This window comes from Pseudomonas sp. GM_Psu_1, assembly GCF_026544185.1.
Lineage (GTDB): Bacteria > Pseudomonadota > Gammaproteobacteria > Pseudomonadales > Pseudomonadaceae > Chryseomonas > Chryseomonas oryzihabitans.
Genome location: NZ_JALNUX010000021.1, coordinates 1 through 14,292 on the forward strand (window position 1 = coordinate 1; position 14,292 = coordinate 14,292).

The window sequence follows — 14,292 nt, forward strand, 5'->3', positions numbered from 1 at the left end:
CCGCACCTCGTAGCCTGGAAAACCGCACAGCGTTTTCCGGGTGAGGACTTGAACGCACCTGGACAAGGCTGCGCCGCTGTCCACCCTACGGCCCCCACCTCGTAGCCTGGAAAACCGCACAGCATTTTCCGGGGATGGTGGACCAGGCCAGACAGGCGGATGACGCAGAACCGTCATCCGCCTGATCGCAGACCTACTCTGCCAGGCGCCAGGTGGTGCCGCCCTTGCCGTCTTCCAGCACCACGCCCAGGGCGGTGAGCTGGTCGCGGATGCGGTCGGATTCCGCCCAGTTCTTTTCCGCACGAGCAGCAAGGCGCGCCTGGATCAGCGCCTCGACCTCGGCCGCATCTACCCGGCCCGCCGCATCGGCGCGCAGGAAGGCTTCTGGCTCCAGCTGCAGCACGCCCAGCACCTCACCCAGTTCGCGCAGCCGTCCGGCCAGGCCAGCCGCCGCCGCCGGATCGCTCTCGCGCAAGCGGTTGATCTCGCGGGCCAGTTCGAACAGCACGCCACAGGCACCGGCGGTGTTGAAGTCGTCGTCCATGCACTGGGCGAAGCGCTCGGCGTAGCTTTCACCACCCTGGGCGGGCGCCTGGGGCAGGCCCTTGAGCGAATGATAGAAACGCTCCAAGGCGCCCTTGGCTTCGCGCAGGTTGTCTTCCGAATAGTTGATCGGGCTGCGGTAGTGGCTGGCGATCAGCAGGTAGCGCACCACTTCCGGGTGGTACTTCTCCAGCACCTCACGCAGGGTGAAGAAGTTGCCCAGGGACTTGGACATTTTCTCGCCGTTGATGGTGATCATCCCGCAGTGCAGCCAGGCATTGGCGTAGGTCTTGCCGGTAGCCGCCTCGCTCTGGGCGATCTCGTTCTCGTGGTGCGGGAATTCCAGGTCGTTGCCACCGCCGTGGATGTCGAAGGTCTCGCCCAGGCAGCAGGTGGACATCACCGAGCACTCGATGTGCCAGCCCGGCCGCCCCTCGCCCCAGGGCGACGGCCAGCTCGGCTCGCCCGGCTTGGCGGCCTTCCACAGCACGAAGTCCAGCGGATCTTCCTTGGCCTCGCCCGGCTCGATGCGGGCACCGATGCGCAGGTCCTCGACGCGCCGCCGCGACAGCTTGCCGTAGCCGGCGAAGCGATTGACCCGGTAGTAGACGTCGCCATTGCCCGCGGCATAGGCGTAGCCCTTGTCGATCAGGGTCTGGATCATGGCGTGCATGCCGTCGATATGATCGGTGGCGCGCGGCTCCTGGTCGGGCTTGCGAATATTCAGCCGCGCCTCGTCCTCGTGCATCGCCTCGATCATCCGCGCCACCAGGTCGGTGAAGGGCTCGCCGTTGGCGTTGGCGCGGTTGATGATCTTGTCGTCGATGTCCGTGATGTTGCGCACGTAGGTCAGGTCATAGCCGCTATGGCGCAGCCAGCGGGTGATGACATCGAAGGCCACCATGCTGCGGCCATGGCCCAGGTGGCAGTAGTCATAGACGGTCATGCCGCAGACGTACATGCGCACCTGCCCCGGCACCAGCGGCGTGAAGGCTTCCTTGGTCTTGGTCAGGGTGTTGTAGAGGTGCAGCGCCATCATTGCCCCCAGGAATCGCGCAGGGTCACGGTGCGGTTGAATACCGGCTTGCCAGGCGCCGAATCCTTGAGGTCGACGCAGAAGTAGCCCTCGCGCTCGAACTGGAAGCGGTCTTCCGGCTGGGCCTGGGCCAGGGACGGCTCGGCGCGGCAGCCCTTGAGCACCACCAGGGACTCGGGGTTGATGTTGTCGAGGAAGCTGCCGCCCTCTTCGCTCTTCTCTGGCTGGGCCGAACGGAACAGGCGATCGTAGAGGCGTACCTCGCACTCCACGCTACCCTCGGCCGGCACCCAGTGGATCACGCCCTTGACCTTGCGGCCTTCGGGGTTCTTGCCCAGGGTGTCCGGATCGTAGCTGCAGCGCAGCTCGATGACCTTGCCGTCGGCGTCCTTGATGGCTTCGTCGGCGCGGATCACGTAGCTGCCGCGCAGACGCACCTCGCCACCCGGCTCCAGGCGCTTGTAGCCCTTGGGCGGATTCTCTTCGTAGTCGCCCTGGTCGATGTACAGCTCGCGAGTGAAGGGCAGCTGGCGCACGCCCAGGTCCTGCTTGGGATGCCGTGCCAGTTCCAGGTTTTCCACCTGGCCCTCGGGGTAGTTGGTGATCACCACCTTGAGGGGCTTCAGCACGCACATGGCGCGCGGGGCGTTCTGGTCCAGGTCCTCGCGGATGGCGAATTCCAGCATGGCGACGTCGACCACCCCGTTGGAGCGGGTCACACCGATCATCTCGCAGAAGTTGCGGATGGCGGCCGGGGTGTAGCCGCGACGGCGATAGCCCGACAGGGTCGACATGCGCGGATCGTCCCAGCCCTGCACATGGCCTTCGTCCACCAGCTGCTTGAGCTTGCGCTTGCTGGTGACGGTGTAGTTCAGGTTGAGGCGGGCGAATTCGTACTGGCGCGGCTGCGCCGGCACCGGCAGCTTGGCCAGGAACCACTCGTACAGCGGGCGATGGTCCTCGAACTCCAGGGTGCAGATGGAGTGGGTCACGCCTTCCAGGGCATCGGACTGGCCATGGGTGAAGTCATAGCTCGGATAGATGCACCAGGCATCGCCGGTCTGGTGGTGATGAGCGTGGCGGATGCGATAGAGGATGGGATCGCGCAGGTTCATGTTGGGCGAGGCCATGTCGATCTTGGCGCGCAGCACCTTTTCGCCGTCCTTGAATTCGCCGGCCTTCATGCGGGCGAACAGGTCCAGGTTCTCGGCCACCGAACGGTCGCGGAAGGGGCTGTTGCGACCCGGCTCGGTGAGGCTGCCGCGGTATTCGCGGGCCTGCTCGGGGGTGAGGTCGCAGACATAGGCCAGGCCCTGTTCGATCAGGTTGACGGCCCAGGCGTAGAGCTGGTCGAAGTAGCTGGAGGCGTAGCGCACCTCGCCGGCCCAGTCGAAGCCCAGCCAGTGCACATCGCTCTTGATGGCGTCGATGTATTCCTGGTCTTCCTTGGCCGGGTTGGTGTCGTCGAAGCGCAGATGGCAGTCGCCGCCGAATTCCTTGGCCAGGCCGAAGTTCACGCAGATCGACTTGGCGTGGCCGATGTGCAGGTAGCCGTTGGGCTCCGGGGGGAAGCGGGTGACGATCTTGGCCTGCTTGCCGGCGTCCAGGTCAGCCTGGACGATCTGCCGCAGGAAATGCGCGGGGGCGGCTTTGGCGGCGGTGGACGAGTCGGAAGTCGGCTTGCTCATGGGATCCTTAACTGGGCAGACGCGCGGCCAGGGTAGGCCGGGCAAAGGTAAACCCGTATCATAGCCCAACCCGTCAAGTCCCGGCGAAACCCTTGAGGCCTTCGCCGGGTCTGGATGCTGTCCCCCTTAGCTACGGATTCGCTGCCATGATCAAGCTGCACACCAACCACGGCGTCATCACCCTGGAACTCTTCGAGGACAAGGCGCCCGAAACCGCGGCCAACTTCAAGGAATACGTCAAGAGCGGTCACTACGACGGCACCATCTTCCACCGTGTGATCAGCAACTTCATGGTCCAGGGCGGTGGTTTCGAGCCGGGCATGAAGCAGAAGCCGACCCGCGCCCCGATCAAGAACGAAGCCAACAATGGCGTCTCCAACGCGATCGGCACCGTCGCCATGGCCCGCACCATGGACCCGCACTCCGCCTCGGCGCAGTTCTTCATCAACGTGTCCGACAACACCTTCCTCAACCACACCGCGCCCACCAGCCAGGGCTGGGGCTATGCGGTGTTCGGCAAGGTGGTCGAAGGCATGGACGTGGTCAACGCCATCAAGGGCGTCGCCACCACCAGCAAGGCCGGTCACCAGGACGTGCCGAGCGAAGACGTGATCATCGAGAAGGCCGAGATCGTCGAGTGATCCTACTGGTCTCCGACCTGCATCTCGAACCGCAACGCCCGGACCTGGTCCGGGCGTTTTTGCATCTCCTCGAAACCCGCGCCCGCGGTGCCGAGGCCCTGTACATCCTTGGCGATCTGTTCGAAGCCTGGATCGGCGACGACGCCATGGGTGCCTTCGAGCAGGAGATTGCCACGGCCCTGCGCCAGCTGGCTGACAGCGGCACGGCCCTCTACCTGATGCACGGCAATCGCGACTTTCTCATCGGCAAGGCCTTTTGCCGCCAGGCTGCCTGCCGCCTGCTGCCGGATCGCCATATCGCCGACTTCCACGGCCGTCGCGTGCTGCTGATGCACGGCGATACCCTCTGCACCCGCGACGAGGGCTACCAGAAGCTGCGCCGCATCCTGCGCAACCCCCTCACCCTCTTCGTCCTGCGCCACCTGCCGCTGGCCAGCCGCCAGCAGCTGGCGCGCAAGCTGCGCAGCGAAAGTCGCCAGCAGACCCGAGCCAAGGCCATGGACATCACCGATGTCACCGAGGCGGAGGTCGAGCGGGAAATGCGCGCCGCCCGGGTGACCACGCTGATCCACGGCCATACCCACAGACCCGCCCGTCATGAGCTGCTGCTCGATGGCCAGCCGGCCGAACGTATCGTGCTGGGCGATTGGGACCGTCGCGGCTGGGTGCTGGAAGCCAGCGCAGCGGGCCTGAGCCAGGTCGATTTCGCCCTCGACGAACGGTAATGACGCAGCCAGGCAAGCCTGGCTTTCTCTCGGCAAGTCCCTGAGCGGAAAGGCAATCCTGGGCGGCCACCTGGTCCTGGTCGCCCGAGCTGCGACCGATCGTCACATGGCGACTACAGAAATCCGCGCAGGCGACCGATGACGAGGGTGTAAGGAGATGTAACCCTTTTCCGCGGAGACGCCCATGCAACTCGACACCCTCTTTGCCCAGCTGCACAACCTGCCCAACGTCCCCGAAGTGGCGCAGGTCCTGATCCGGCAATTCGACGACCCCAACACCAGCATCGAAACCCTGTCGCGCACCGTGGCGCGTGACCCGGTCATCGCCGCCAAGGTGCTGCGGCTGGCCAACTCGGCGCGCTTCCGCGGCGCCCGCGAATCCACCAGCATCGAAGACGCCGCCCTGCGCCTGGGCTTCAACACCCTGCGCACCCTGGTCCTGGCTTCGGCCTTCGCCGGCGGCTTCAAGGCCGCACCCGGCTTCGATCTGCAGGCCTTCTGGTACAACAGCTTCCTGGTCGCCAGCCTGTGCAAGCCGCTGGCCAAGCAGGCCGGTCTGGACCAGGAAACCGCCTTTACCTGCGGCATGCTGCATGACATCGGCGAGTTGCTGATCCAGAGCGGTGCGCCGGAGCTGGCCCCCAGCCTGGCCGGTCGTGCCACCGCCAGCAGCCATCGCGCCGCCGACGAGACCCTGCAACTGGGCTTCGGCTATCCGGAAGTGGGCGCCGAGCTGGCCCGTCGTTGGCAACTGCCCCAGGTGCTGCGCGATGCGATCGGCTATCAGGCCCGCCCGCTGCAGGCGCCGGAAGGCAACGGCTATGCGCTGATCGTGGCCCAGGCGGTCGCCGTGGCCGAGGTGCTGCACGAGAATGCCGGCGACAGCAAGGTGCAGGACCTGAGCGGCCCGCTGTTCGCCAGCATCGACCTGGAACAGCTGACGGCCGTGCTGCCCAACGCCCGGGATACCGCCGCGACCTTTGCCCAGGCCGCCTGACCCCCGGAGGGCCTGGTCAAATCGCAGGCAAGAAAAAACCCCTGGAGCTGGGCTCTCAGGGGTTTTCTTAATCTGGCGGTGAGGGAGGGATTCGAACCCTCGATAAGATTTCTCCTATACACACTTTCCAGGCGTGCTCCTTCAACCGCTCGGACACCTCACCAGATTTGCTCAGTGGCTGCATCTGCATCACCGAGGCGCGCAACTATAGGCAAAGCCGATTTCGATGGCAAGCTTTTTCTTCAATCGATTCATACATTTGCATTCACGACCTGAAAGGGCCTGCACCCTGCCCCGTTCACGGGATGACCGGCTGGTCGCTCTTCCCTCGCTCCAAACCGCTGATACCTCCGACCAACGGTAGCGTCGCACGCATTTTCCTAATCACCTGAAAGCAAAGGAAAAATCCCCTGGTACGACATTTCTGATAACCGCCTGGCCGGTTACCGCCACAAAACTGAAATTTATGTTCTATAGCTACTGGATAGTGCTCAAGCCTGCGGGTATCAGTAACTGCATGCCGCTGTTGCGCAAGCGCTTCCCGCTGAAGACGTAAAGGCTCTAAACAGCTAACAATAAAGGCCCCGAGTCATGTTCAAGAATCCCGTCCCCAAGTGGCGTCAGGCGAGTTTCGTCCTCATCGTCACCACCGTCGTGCTGGTCATCCCCAACCTCTCGCGGTTCTTTGGCTGATCCCTAGCGCCAGTAATCCGCAGGTGCTGCCGGCAAGGCTGCCAGCAGATCACGCAGCCCTTCCCCCCAGCCCTTGCGCAGGGCCTGGAAGTAGGGATCCTGTTCGTCGATCCGATGACTGCTGACCTGCGCCAGCCGATCGCGCGGATAGACCACCAGATCCAGCGGTAGCCCCACCGACAGGTTGCTGCGAATGGTGGCGTCGTAGGACAGCAGCGCGCAGCGCAGGGCTTCTTCCAGCGGCGTCGCGAAGGACAGCGCCCGATCCAGGATGGGCTTGCCGTATTTGCTCTCGCCAATCTGGAAGTAAGGCGTGTCCTCGGTGGCGCTGATGAAGTTGCCATGGGGATAGAGATTGAACAGCTCCGGCTCCGCGCCGCGGATCTGCCCACCCAACAGAAAGGAACAGCTCAGGTCCAGGCCGTGACCGCTGGGCGCATCCTCGGCATCGCGCTGCAGGACCTCGCGCAGGGTCTGCCCCAGCAGCCGGGCGGCGTCGTACAGGGTGGGTACGCCGTGCAGGTTGTCCTGCTCGCTGTCCAGGCGCTGTCGCAGCAGACTGATCACCGCCTGGGAGGTGGCCAGATTGCCTGCCGACTGGATGATGATCAGGCGCTCGCCAGGGATACGGAACAGGTGCAGCTTGCGAAAGGTGGCGATGTTGTCGACCCCGGCATTGGTACGGGAATCGGCGACGAATACCAGGCCATCTTGCAGTTTCATGGCGACGCAATAGGTCATGCGAACCTCGGCTGATCGAACGGTCGACGCGGCAGCGCCCGACAGCAAAAGAAAAGACGGCCCCTGGCCGCCTTTTCGTCTGCTATGGGCAGCGCCGATTATTGCTGTTGCTGCGCCTGCTGCAAGGGCTCGACCAGCACCCTGGCCTCCATGTGCTCCACCCCGCCGCCGCGGCGCATGCCGCGCACGGGACAGGCGTCCAGGTAGTCCAGACCGATGGCCAGCCGTAGGTGCCGCTCCGGCCGGGCCAGGCGATTGGTGACGTCGTAGCTGTACCAGGCGCCGTCATGCCAGGCTTCCGCCCAGGCGTGGCTGGAGAGGTGCGCGCTGTCGTCGGTGCACAGATAGCCGGACACATAGCGCGCCGGGATCCCCAGGCTGCGGGCGCAAGCCAGGAAGGCATGGGCATGGTCCTGGCACACCCCGGCGCCCTTGGCGAAGGCCTGGGCGGCATTGCCGTCCACCTCGGTGGAGCCGGGCACATAGGTCATGCGCTCGTGCAGGCGCTCCATCAGCTGGATAAGGGTGTCGCGATCGCGGCGACCGTCGCAGACCTCGCGGGCGAAGGCGGTCAGCGCCTCGTCGGCCTCGGTCAGCCGGGTCTGGCGCAGGAAGGGAAAGGCCGAGGCCTGGCAGGGTTCCGCCTCGAAGGTCTCGTCGATCTCCACCTGGCCGCTGGCGGTGATGGTGATGGCGTCGTGCGGCGTATCCAGGGTCAGCACATGCAGGATGTTGCCGAAGGGATCGCGCTGCGCCCGCGCCGGCCGTGGCAAGGCCAGCTCCCAGCCGAGGATCCGCTGACGGGCATCATCCTGGGGCGTGAGCCGCAGGTACTGGATGCTCGCGCGTACCTGGTCGGCGTAGCGATACAGGGTTTCGTGATGAATCGCGAGTCTCATACGGTCTCCAGGTAAGCGGTATTGATGGCGCTGCCGAGCTGGCGGACATGGACGATGAAGTCGCCGATCCAGGCATGGAGTCCTTCTTCGAGCACCTCGTCGATGCTGGTATAGCGCAGCCGCGCCTCGAGACCGGCCGCCAGGCGCTTGGCCTCGCGGCCGTTCTCGCCGGGCAGACTGGCCAGCACCCGGTGCAGTTCGATCACGCAGGCCAGCAGCGAGCGCGGCAGGTCTTCCTGCAACAGCAGCAGTTCGGCGCCATTGCGCACGTTGAGGGCATCGCGATAGAGCTCGGTGTAGGCCTCGAAGGCGCTAAGGGCGCGCAACAGGGCGCTCCACTGATAGAAGCCGCGGGCGGAGGCGTCGCTGATGGCTTCCGCCTCCTCTTCCCCCAGTACCTGGTAGCGGGCGTCGAGCATGCGCAGGGTGTTGTCGGCGCGCTCGACGAAGGTGCCCAGGCGGATGAAACGATAGGCGTCGTTTCTCATGATGGTGCCGACGGTGGCGCCGCGGAACAGGTGGGAGCGCTCCTTGACCCATTCGCAGAAGCGGCTGATGCCGAAGCGGATCAGACCGGTGACGGCAATCTCGCGCATCTCCAGCCAGGTGGAGTTGACGTTCTCCCACATGTCGGCGGTGATGCGTCCACGCACCGCGTGGGCATTGCTGCGCGCGGCCTGCAGGCAGCAATAGATGCTGCCGGGGTTGCGCTCGTCCAGGGCGAAGAAATGCAGCAGGCGCTCGGGGTGCAGAGCGCCGTGCTTTTCCCGGTAGTCATCCAGGGTGCCGGTGATGAGCAGCGGCATGGCCAGCTCGTCCAGGCCTCCGCCCTGCCCGCTCTGCGGCATCATCGACAGCGAATAGCTGACGTCCAGCATCCGCGCGAGATTCTCGGCGCGCTCCAGGTTGCGGGACATCCAGTACAGATCGGCAGCGGTACGACTCAACATGGTGGGGTCGCCTTTCAAAGGTCCTTGCGAGGCCGCCGGGGCGGCCACTGTTCTGTGGCGATCTAGTCCTGCACCACCCAGGTGTCCTTGGTGCCACCGCCCTGGGAGGAATTCACCACCAGCGAACCTTCGCGCAGGGCGACCCGGGTCAGGCCACCGGGTACCAGGCGCGTCTTGCGACCGGACAGCACGAAGGGCCGCAGGTCGATGTGCCGCGGCGCGATGCCGTTCTCGACGAAGGTCGGGCAGGTGGACAGCGACAGGGTGGGCTGGGCGATGTAGGCGCTGGGATTGGCCTTGAGCCGGGCGCGGAAGGCTTCGATCTCCATGCTGCTGGCGGTGGGGCCGACCAGCATGCCGTAGCCGCCGGAGCCATGGACTTCCTTGACCACCAGCTCGGGCAGGTTGGCCAGCACATGGGACAGTTCGTCCGGCTTGCGACACTGCCAGGTGGGCACGTTGTAGAGGATCGGCTCTTCGCTGAGATAGAAGCGGATCATCTCCGGGACATAGGGATAGATCGACTTGTCGTCGGCCACCCCGGTGCCGATGGCATTGGCCAGGATGACGTTGCCGGCGCGATAGGCCGCCAGCAGGCCAGGGACGCCAAGCAGGGAATCCGGATTGAAGGCCAGGGGATCGAGGAAGGCGTCGTCGAGGCGGCGATAGATGACGTCGACCTTCTGGAAGCCCGAGGTGGTGCGCATGAACACCTGTTCGTCGCGTACCAGCAGATCGGCGCCCTCCACCAGCTCCACGCCCATCTCCCGGGCCAGGAAGGCGTGCTCGAAGTAGGCGCTGTTGAAGCGCCCCGGGGTGAGCACCGCCACCGTGGGGTTGTTGACCGGGGTGGAACTGCGCAGGGTGTCGAGCAGCAGATTCGGATAGTGGTCGATGGGCGCGATGCGCTCCAGGGTGAACAGCTCGGGAAACAGCCGCATCATCATCTTGCGGTTCTCGAGCATGTAGGACACCCCGCTGGGGGTGCGCAGGTTGTCTTCCAGCACGTAGTAGGCACCGTCGCCATCGCGCACCAGGTCGACCCCGGCGATATGGGCATAGATGCCATTGGGCAGGTCCAGTCCCTGCATCGCCAGCTGGTACTGGTCGTTGGCCAGCACCTGCTCGGCGGGAATGACCCCGGCCTTGATGATGCGCTGGTCGTGATAGAGGTCGTGCAGAAAGAGATTCAGCGCCTGGACGCGCTGGATGCAGCCGCGCTCGATGATCTGCCATTCGCTGGCGGGAATGGCCCGCGGTAGCGCATCGAAGGGAATCAGGCGCTCCGTGCCCTGCTCGTCGCCATAGAGGGTGAAGGTGATACCGGCGCGATGAAACAGCAGGTCGGCTTCACGCCGCCGCTGGGCCAGGAGTTCCGGGGGTGTCTCGCTCAGCCATTGCGCATAGCGACCATAGTGCGGTCGGCATTGCGCCTGGACGTCATACATCTCGTTATACAGTTGGCGGCTCATGCCGATCTCCTTGTCACCCACGGTGCAGCTTCGCAAGCCGCGTGCCAGCGCAAGAGGCTTGTAGATCAAGCTCTTGCGCGGCATCGGGTCGCGCGGTGCACCAAAGCCAGGCACGTAAGCGTGCGCATGCACCGCAACGTTTCCGTCATGAGCCTAAGACGGTGCGGCGGGCGGAAAGTGCGATGATTGAGCGGCGGGGTGATTTCAGAGGGTGAGACGGGCATCCCCGGCGGGATGCCGCCTCGGCAGGGCTTGGATCAGGCAGAGCTGCGGCTGACTTCCTGGGTCACGCCCCAACCGTCGAGCTGGCCGCCCAGGGGCACCACCACCGCTTCCAGATCGCTTTCGAAATCGTCGATGGTGGCGTGGGTGGCGAACATCACCTTGCTGACCTGCAGATGCCAACCCCCCTCTTCGTGCGGCATCACCTGGGCATTGAGGGACTCGCCGTGAAACTGGTCCGCAGCGATGCGGGCCTTGCCTTCATCGGCGAAGATGGCGAAGAAGTCGATTGGATGGAAACGGGCGAAATCGAAGCCGCCCTCCTTCATCCGCTGCAGCAGGTTCAAGCTCACATCATCGGCAAACGACAAGGACATAGGACAACCCTCCTCTGGTTCGGATGATCTTCTCGCCGAAGCGTCGCTACCGACGTCCGGCGAGTCGCGGCTGAAAACTCGAACGGTGCCGCGACCGCCAGGGCTTACGCCTTGCCGATGGCCTCCAGCACGTATCGAGGTAGAGCAAAGGCAGCAGCATGCAGCTCCGGGGTGTAGTAACGGGTCTGGATGCCTGTATCACTGTAGCGCTGCGCCAGGGTTTCGGCATCTTGCCGACGCAAGGTCACGTCCTTGCTGCCCCAGGCGAGGGTCATGACGCCCCCTATGTAGGTAGGCACCGCTGACAGATAAAAGTGCCAGTCGGCGAACAGCCCGGACATCCGGCCGGCAGTGGTCCTGACCTCGTCCAGTTGCAGGAAGGGGGTACCGTTCTGGGCCACCATCACGCCGCCCTCGTTCAGGCAGCGATGGCAGGCCTGGTAGAAGTTTTCCGAGAACAGCACCTCGGCCGGGCCGATGGGATCGGTCGAGTCGGAGATGATGACGTCGTAGCGCTCGGTGGTGTTGGCGACGAAGTTCATGCCGTCGTCGATTACCAGATTCAGCCGCGGATCCTCGAAGGCACCCGCGGAATGGCCGGGGAAGTGCTCCTTGCACATCTCCACCACCGAACCGTCGATCTCGACCATGGTGATGTGCTCGACCCCCTGGTGCTTGGCCACTTCGCGCAGGATGCCGCCGTCGCCGCCGCCGATGATGAGCACCCGCTTGGGCGCCGGATGGGCCAGCAGGGGCACGTGGGTGAGCATCTCGTGATAGATGAATTCGTCGGCCTCGGTGGTCTGGATCACGCCATCCAGGGCCATGACCTTGCCCAGCACGGCGTTCTGGAAGATCACCAGGTGCTGATGCTCGGTGCGCACCTCGTGCAGCATGCGCTCGACGGTGAAGCGCTGGCCATAGCCGTCGTAGAGGGTTTCCAGGTAGTCGCTCATGTCGATCTCCGCAGGTGGCAGGCCGAGACGAGCAATGCCCGGCCAAAAGCCGGGCATTGTAAGAGCTGGATGTGACAGGCTCCAGTGTTGTGCTGGCTAACCCTTGTGGGTGGGCGCGGTGGCCGAGCGATTGCCGCGCGGGCCGGCGGCCGCCCAGGCGATCAGGCCGATCACCGGCAGCACGATGATGAGCACGGTCCAGCCGATCTTGGCGTTGCTGGTGCTGTCACTGCGGATGACGTTGACGATGGCCCAGATGTCGAGCAGGAAGACGATGAAGCCCAGTACACCGCCAATGGTGGAATTGATCATGTCGCGACTCCCGTTGCGAGGACACAGGTCTCGTCAATTGGGACTGGCAAGAGCGGCGTCGAGTTCGGTCGGCTCGCTTGGCAGCGGCGCCGGCCGTGGGCTTCAGCTGAAGGCCGCGAGATCGATGTCAGCGAAGGACGCCACGCACGGATGATCGCCGAGCTGGCCACCGGCACGCACCAGGCCACAGGTCGGCAGACCCGCCTGGCGCGCGGCATCCAGCTCTTCCACCACGTCGGAGAGAAACAGCAGGTCCGCCGGCTCGTGGGTGGTGGCCGAGGCGATGCGCGCATAGGACGCGGCGTCGCGCTTGCCGCCGGTCAGGGTATCGAAATACCCGGAAAACAAAGGGCTGAGATCGCCGTGCTCCGAGCAGCCGAAGATCAGCTTCTGCGCCTGTATCGAGCCCGAGGAATAGACGTATAGCGGCAGCCCGGCCGCGTGCCACTGGCGCAGCGCCTGGACCGCGTCGGGATAGACGTGCCCCTTGAGGGTGCCGGCGCGATAGCCCTGCTCCCACACCTGCCCCTGCAGGGCCTTGAGCGGGGTGGCCTTGCGGTCGGTGGCGATCCATTCCAGGAGGATGGCGATCACCCGCTCCACGTCGGCGTCCAGCTCGCCGGCTTCGGCGCGCACGGCGTCGAGCTGCTCGGCCACCGCCGGCTCCCCGGACTGGGCGCGCACCAGCGCCGGCAGGTGCTCGCGGGCATAGGGAAAGAGCACGTCGAAGACGAAGCTGACGGCGCTGGTGGTGCCTTCGATATCGGTGAGGATGGCCTTGATCGTCACGCCTCGACCTCCAGGCGCGGGAAGCGCTGGGCGATGTCGACGCCGGTGAAGTGGGCCACCCAGCCGTCGGGATTGTCGAACAGCCGGATGGCGACAAAGGACGGCGACTCGCTCATGTCGAACCAGTGCGGGGTGCCGGCCGGCACCGAGATGAGGTCGTCCTTCTCGCAAAGCACGGCGTAGACGTGATCGTCGATGTGCAGGGTGAAGAGCCCCTGCCCGGCGACGAAGAAGCGCACCTCGTCCTCGTTGTGCCGGTGCTCTTCGAGGAACTTGGCGCGCAGCGCCTCCTTCTGCGGATGCTCGGGATGCATGCTGATGACGTCGACGGTCTGGTAGCCGCGCTCCTGGATGAGGCGATCGATCTCCGGCCGATAGGCGGCGATCACCTCATCCTGGCTGGCGCCGGGTGCCACCGGGGCGGTGGCCTGCCAGCGCTCGAAACGCACCCCGACCTCGGCCAGGGTGGCGGCGATGTGCTCGCCATCGCTGATCACCTTCAGCGGCTGGCGCGGTTCGGCATCGTGGTAGACGGTCAGTCGGCTCATGGACGCAGGCTCCGGGTCTTGAGTTCGCATTCGAAGAGGAATTCGAAGGCTTCCACGTGGCGCAGGGCATCGGCCATGCGCGGGCCCCAAGTATAGAGGCCGTGTCCGCGGATCAGGTACCCCACGCAGTCGGGGTGCACGTTCAGCCAGGTCTGCACCTTGTCGGCCAGGCGCGGGATGTCCTGGTCGTTGTCGAACACCGGGATTTCCACCCGCACCTCGTGGGTGGTGACGCCGTGCAGGGCCTTTTGCAATTCGTAGCCGTCCAGCAGCAGGCGATCCCCTTCGAGCTGGCGCGAAAGCACCGTCGAGTTCACTGAATGGGTGTGCAGCACGGCGCCGATCTCCGGCTGCCAGCGATAGAGCTGGGTGTGCAGCGCCGTCTCCGCGGAGGGCTTCTTGGGCTCCAGCGGCGCACCGTCGAGATCGGTGGCGAGGATGTCGTCCAGCTCCAGCTGGCCCTTGTGCTTGCCGGACACGGTCAGCAGCAGGCGGCTGTCGGACAGCCGTACCGAATAGTTGCTGCTGGTGGCCGGCGACCAGCCGCGACCATAGAGGAAGCGACCGGCGTCGATGATTTCCCGGGCCAGTTGCTCACGCTGCTGGATCATGGAGGGTTCTCCTTGGTTCTGTACGAAAAGTCGCCGAGCGACGGTCAGGCGAGGCGAAAAACGCTGAGGAAGCGGAGTTTACGAGAGGTAAA

General features: G+C 64.9%; 15 protein-coding genes and 1 tRNA gene. 3 read left to right on the forward strand and 13 right to left on the reverse strand.

Annotated features, from left to right (window positions below):
• Window positions 1-193: 193 nt before the first annotated feature.
• Together cysS and OXS31_RS22305 are read right to left on the reverse strand one after the other, a co-directional pair.
• A complete protein-coding gene (gene cysS, locus OXS31_RS22300; RefSeq protein ID WP_181083392.1) occupies window positions 194-1,579 on the reverse strand; it encodes a cysteine--tRNA ligase in 1,386 nt (461 codons plus the stop codon).
• On the reverse strand, window positions 1,579-3,267 hold the full coding sequence (locus OXS31_RS22305; RefSeq protein WP_027601870.1) for a glutamine--tRNA ligase/YqeY domain fusion protein: 1,689 nt from the start codon (window positions 3,265-3,267) through the stop codon (window positions 1,579-1,581). The genes cysS and OXS31_RS22305 overlap by 1 nt, the downstream gene beginning before the upstream one ends.
• Window positions 3,268-3,413: 146 nt before the next feature.
• Between OXS31_RS22305 and OXS31_RS22310 the strand changes: the two genes are divergently transcribed.
• From OXS31_RS22310 to OXS31_RS22320, 3 genes are all read left to right on the forward strand, one after another.
• Complete coding sequence (locus OXS31_RS22310; RefSeq protein WP_007158996.1) at window positions 3,414-3,908, forward strand: peptidylprolyl isomerase; 495 nt, start codon at window positions 3,414-3,416, stop codon at window positions 3,906-3,908.
• Window positions 3,905-4,633 (forward strand): UDP-2,3-diacylglucosamine diphosphatase, encoded by a 729-nt coding sequence (gene lpxH / locus OXS31_RS22315; RefSeq protein WP_197851278.1) that lies wholly within the window; start codon window positions 3,905-3,907, stop codon window positions 4,631-4,633. The genes OXS31_RS22310 and lpxH overlap by 4 nt, the downstream gene beginning before the upstream one ends.
• A gap of 184 nt (window positions 4,634-4,817) precedes the next feature.
• Window positions 4,818-5,630: an HDOD domain-containing protein gene (locus OXS31_RS22320; protein ID WP_007158998.1), complete on the forward strand. Its 813-nt coding sequence runs from the start codon at window positions 4,818-4,820 to the stop codon at window positions 5,628-5,630.
• A gap of 73 nt (window positions 5,631-5,703) precedes the next feature.
• Here the strand turns inward: OXS31_RS22320 and OXS31_RS22325 are convergent.
• The 11 genes from OXS31_RS22325 to OXS31_RS22375 all read right to left on the reverse strand — a co-directional run bounded on the left by OXS31_RS22325 (window position 5,704) and on the right by OXS31_RS22375 (window position 14,200).
• Window positions 5,704-5,793, reverse strand: a tRNA-Ser gene (locus OXS31_RS22325).
• Between the two features lie 533 nt (window positions 5,794-6,326).
• The gene (locus OXS31_RS22330) at window positions 6,327-7,064 is read right to left on the reverse strand and encodes a proteasome-type protease (protein WP_150338976.1); all 738 of its coding nucleotides are present in this window, start codon (window positions 7,062-7,064) and stop codon (window positions 6,327-6,329) included.
• A 98-nt stretch (window positions 7,065-7,162) separates the two neighbouring features.
• Window positions 7,163-7,963: a transglutaminase family protein gene (locus tag OXS31_RS22335; protein WP_027599879.1), complete on the reverse strand. Its 801-nt coding sequence runs from the start codon at window positions 7,961-7,963 to the stop codon at window positions 7,163-7,165.
• The gene (locus OXS31_RS22340) at window positions 7,960-8,913 is read right to left on the reverse strand and encodes an alpha-E domain-containing protein (RefSeq protein WP_007159008.1); all 954 of its coding nucleotides are present in this window, start codon (window positions 8,911-8,913) and stop codon (window positions 7,960-7,962) included. The genes OXS31_RS22335 and OXS31_RS22340 overlap by 4 nt, the downstream gene beginning before the upstream one ends.
• 62 nt (window positions 8,914-8,975) lie before the next feature.
• On the reverse strand, window positions 8,976-10,385 hold the full coding sequence (locus OXS31_RS22345; RefSeq protein ID WP_007159009.1) for a circularly permuted type 2 ATP-grasp protein: 1,410 nt from the start codon (window positions 10,383-10,385) through the stop codon (window positions 8,976-8,978).
• 257 nt (window positions 10,386-10,642) lie between these two features.
• Window positions 10,643-10,984, reverse strand: coding sequence for a ribonuclease E inhibitor RraB (locus OXS31_RS22350; RefSeq protein WP_007159010.1), 342 nt, complete (start codon window positions 10,982-10,984; stop codon window positions 10,643-10,645).
• 104 nt (window positions 10,985-11,088) lie between these two features.
• The gene (gene speE / locus OXS31_RS22355) at window positions 11,089-11,940 is read right to left on the reverse strand and encodes a polyamine aminopropyltransferase (protein ID WP_027599880.1); all 852 of its coding nucleotides are present in this window, start codon (window positions 11,938-11,940) and stop codon (window positions 11,089-11,091) included.
• 96 nt (window positions 11,941-12,036) lie between these two features.
• Window positions 12,037-12,252 (reverse strand): PLD nuclease N-terminal domain-containing protein, encoded by a 216-nt coding sequence (locus OXS31_RS22360; protein WP_007159012.1) that lies wholly within the window; start codon window positions 12,250-12,252, stop codon window positions 12,037-12,039.
• Between the two features lie 102 nt (window positions 12,253-12,354).
• Complete coding sequence (gene mtnC, locus OXS31_RS22365; RefSeq protein WP_144953121.1) at window positions 12,355-13,041, reverse strand: acireductone synthase; 687 nt, start codon at window positions 13,039-13,041, stop codon at window positions 12,355-12,357.
• Window positions 13,038-13,589, reverse strand: coding sequence for an acireductone dioxygenase (locus OXS31_RS22370; protein ID WP_007159014.1), 552 nt, complete (start codon window positions 13,587-13,589; stop codon window positions 13,038-13,040). Before OXS31_RS22370 ends, mtnC begins: the two co-directional genes overlap by 4 nt.
• Window positions 13,586-14,200 (reverse strand): methylthioribulose 1-phosphate dehydratase, encoded by a 615-nt coding sequence (locus tag OXS31_RS22375; protein ID WP_027599883.1) that lies wholly within the window; start codon window positions 14,198-14,200, stop codon window positions 13,586-13,588. Before OXS31_RS22375 ends, OXS31_RS22370 begins: the two co-directional genes overlap by 4 nt.
• Window positions 14,201-14,292 lie beyond the last annotated feature (92 nt).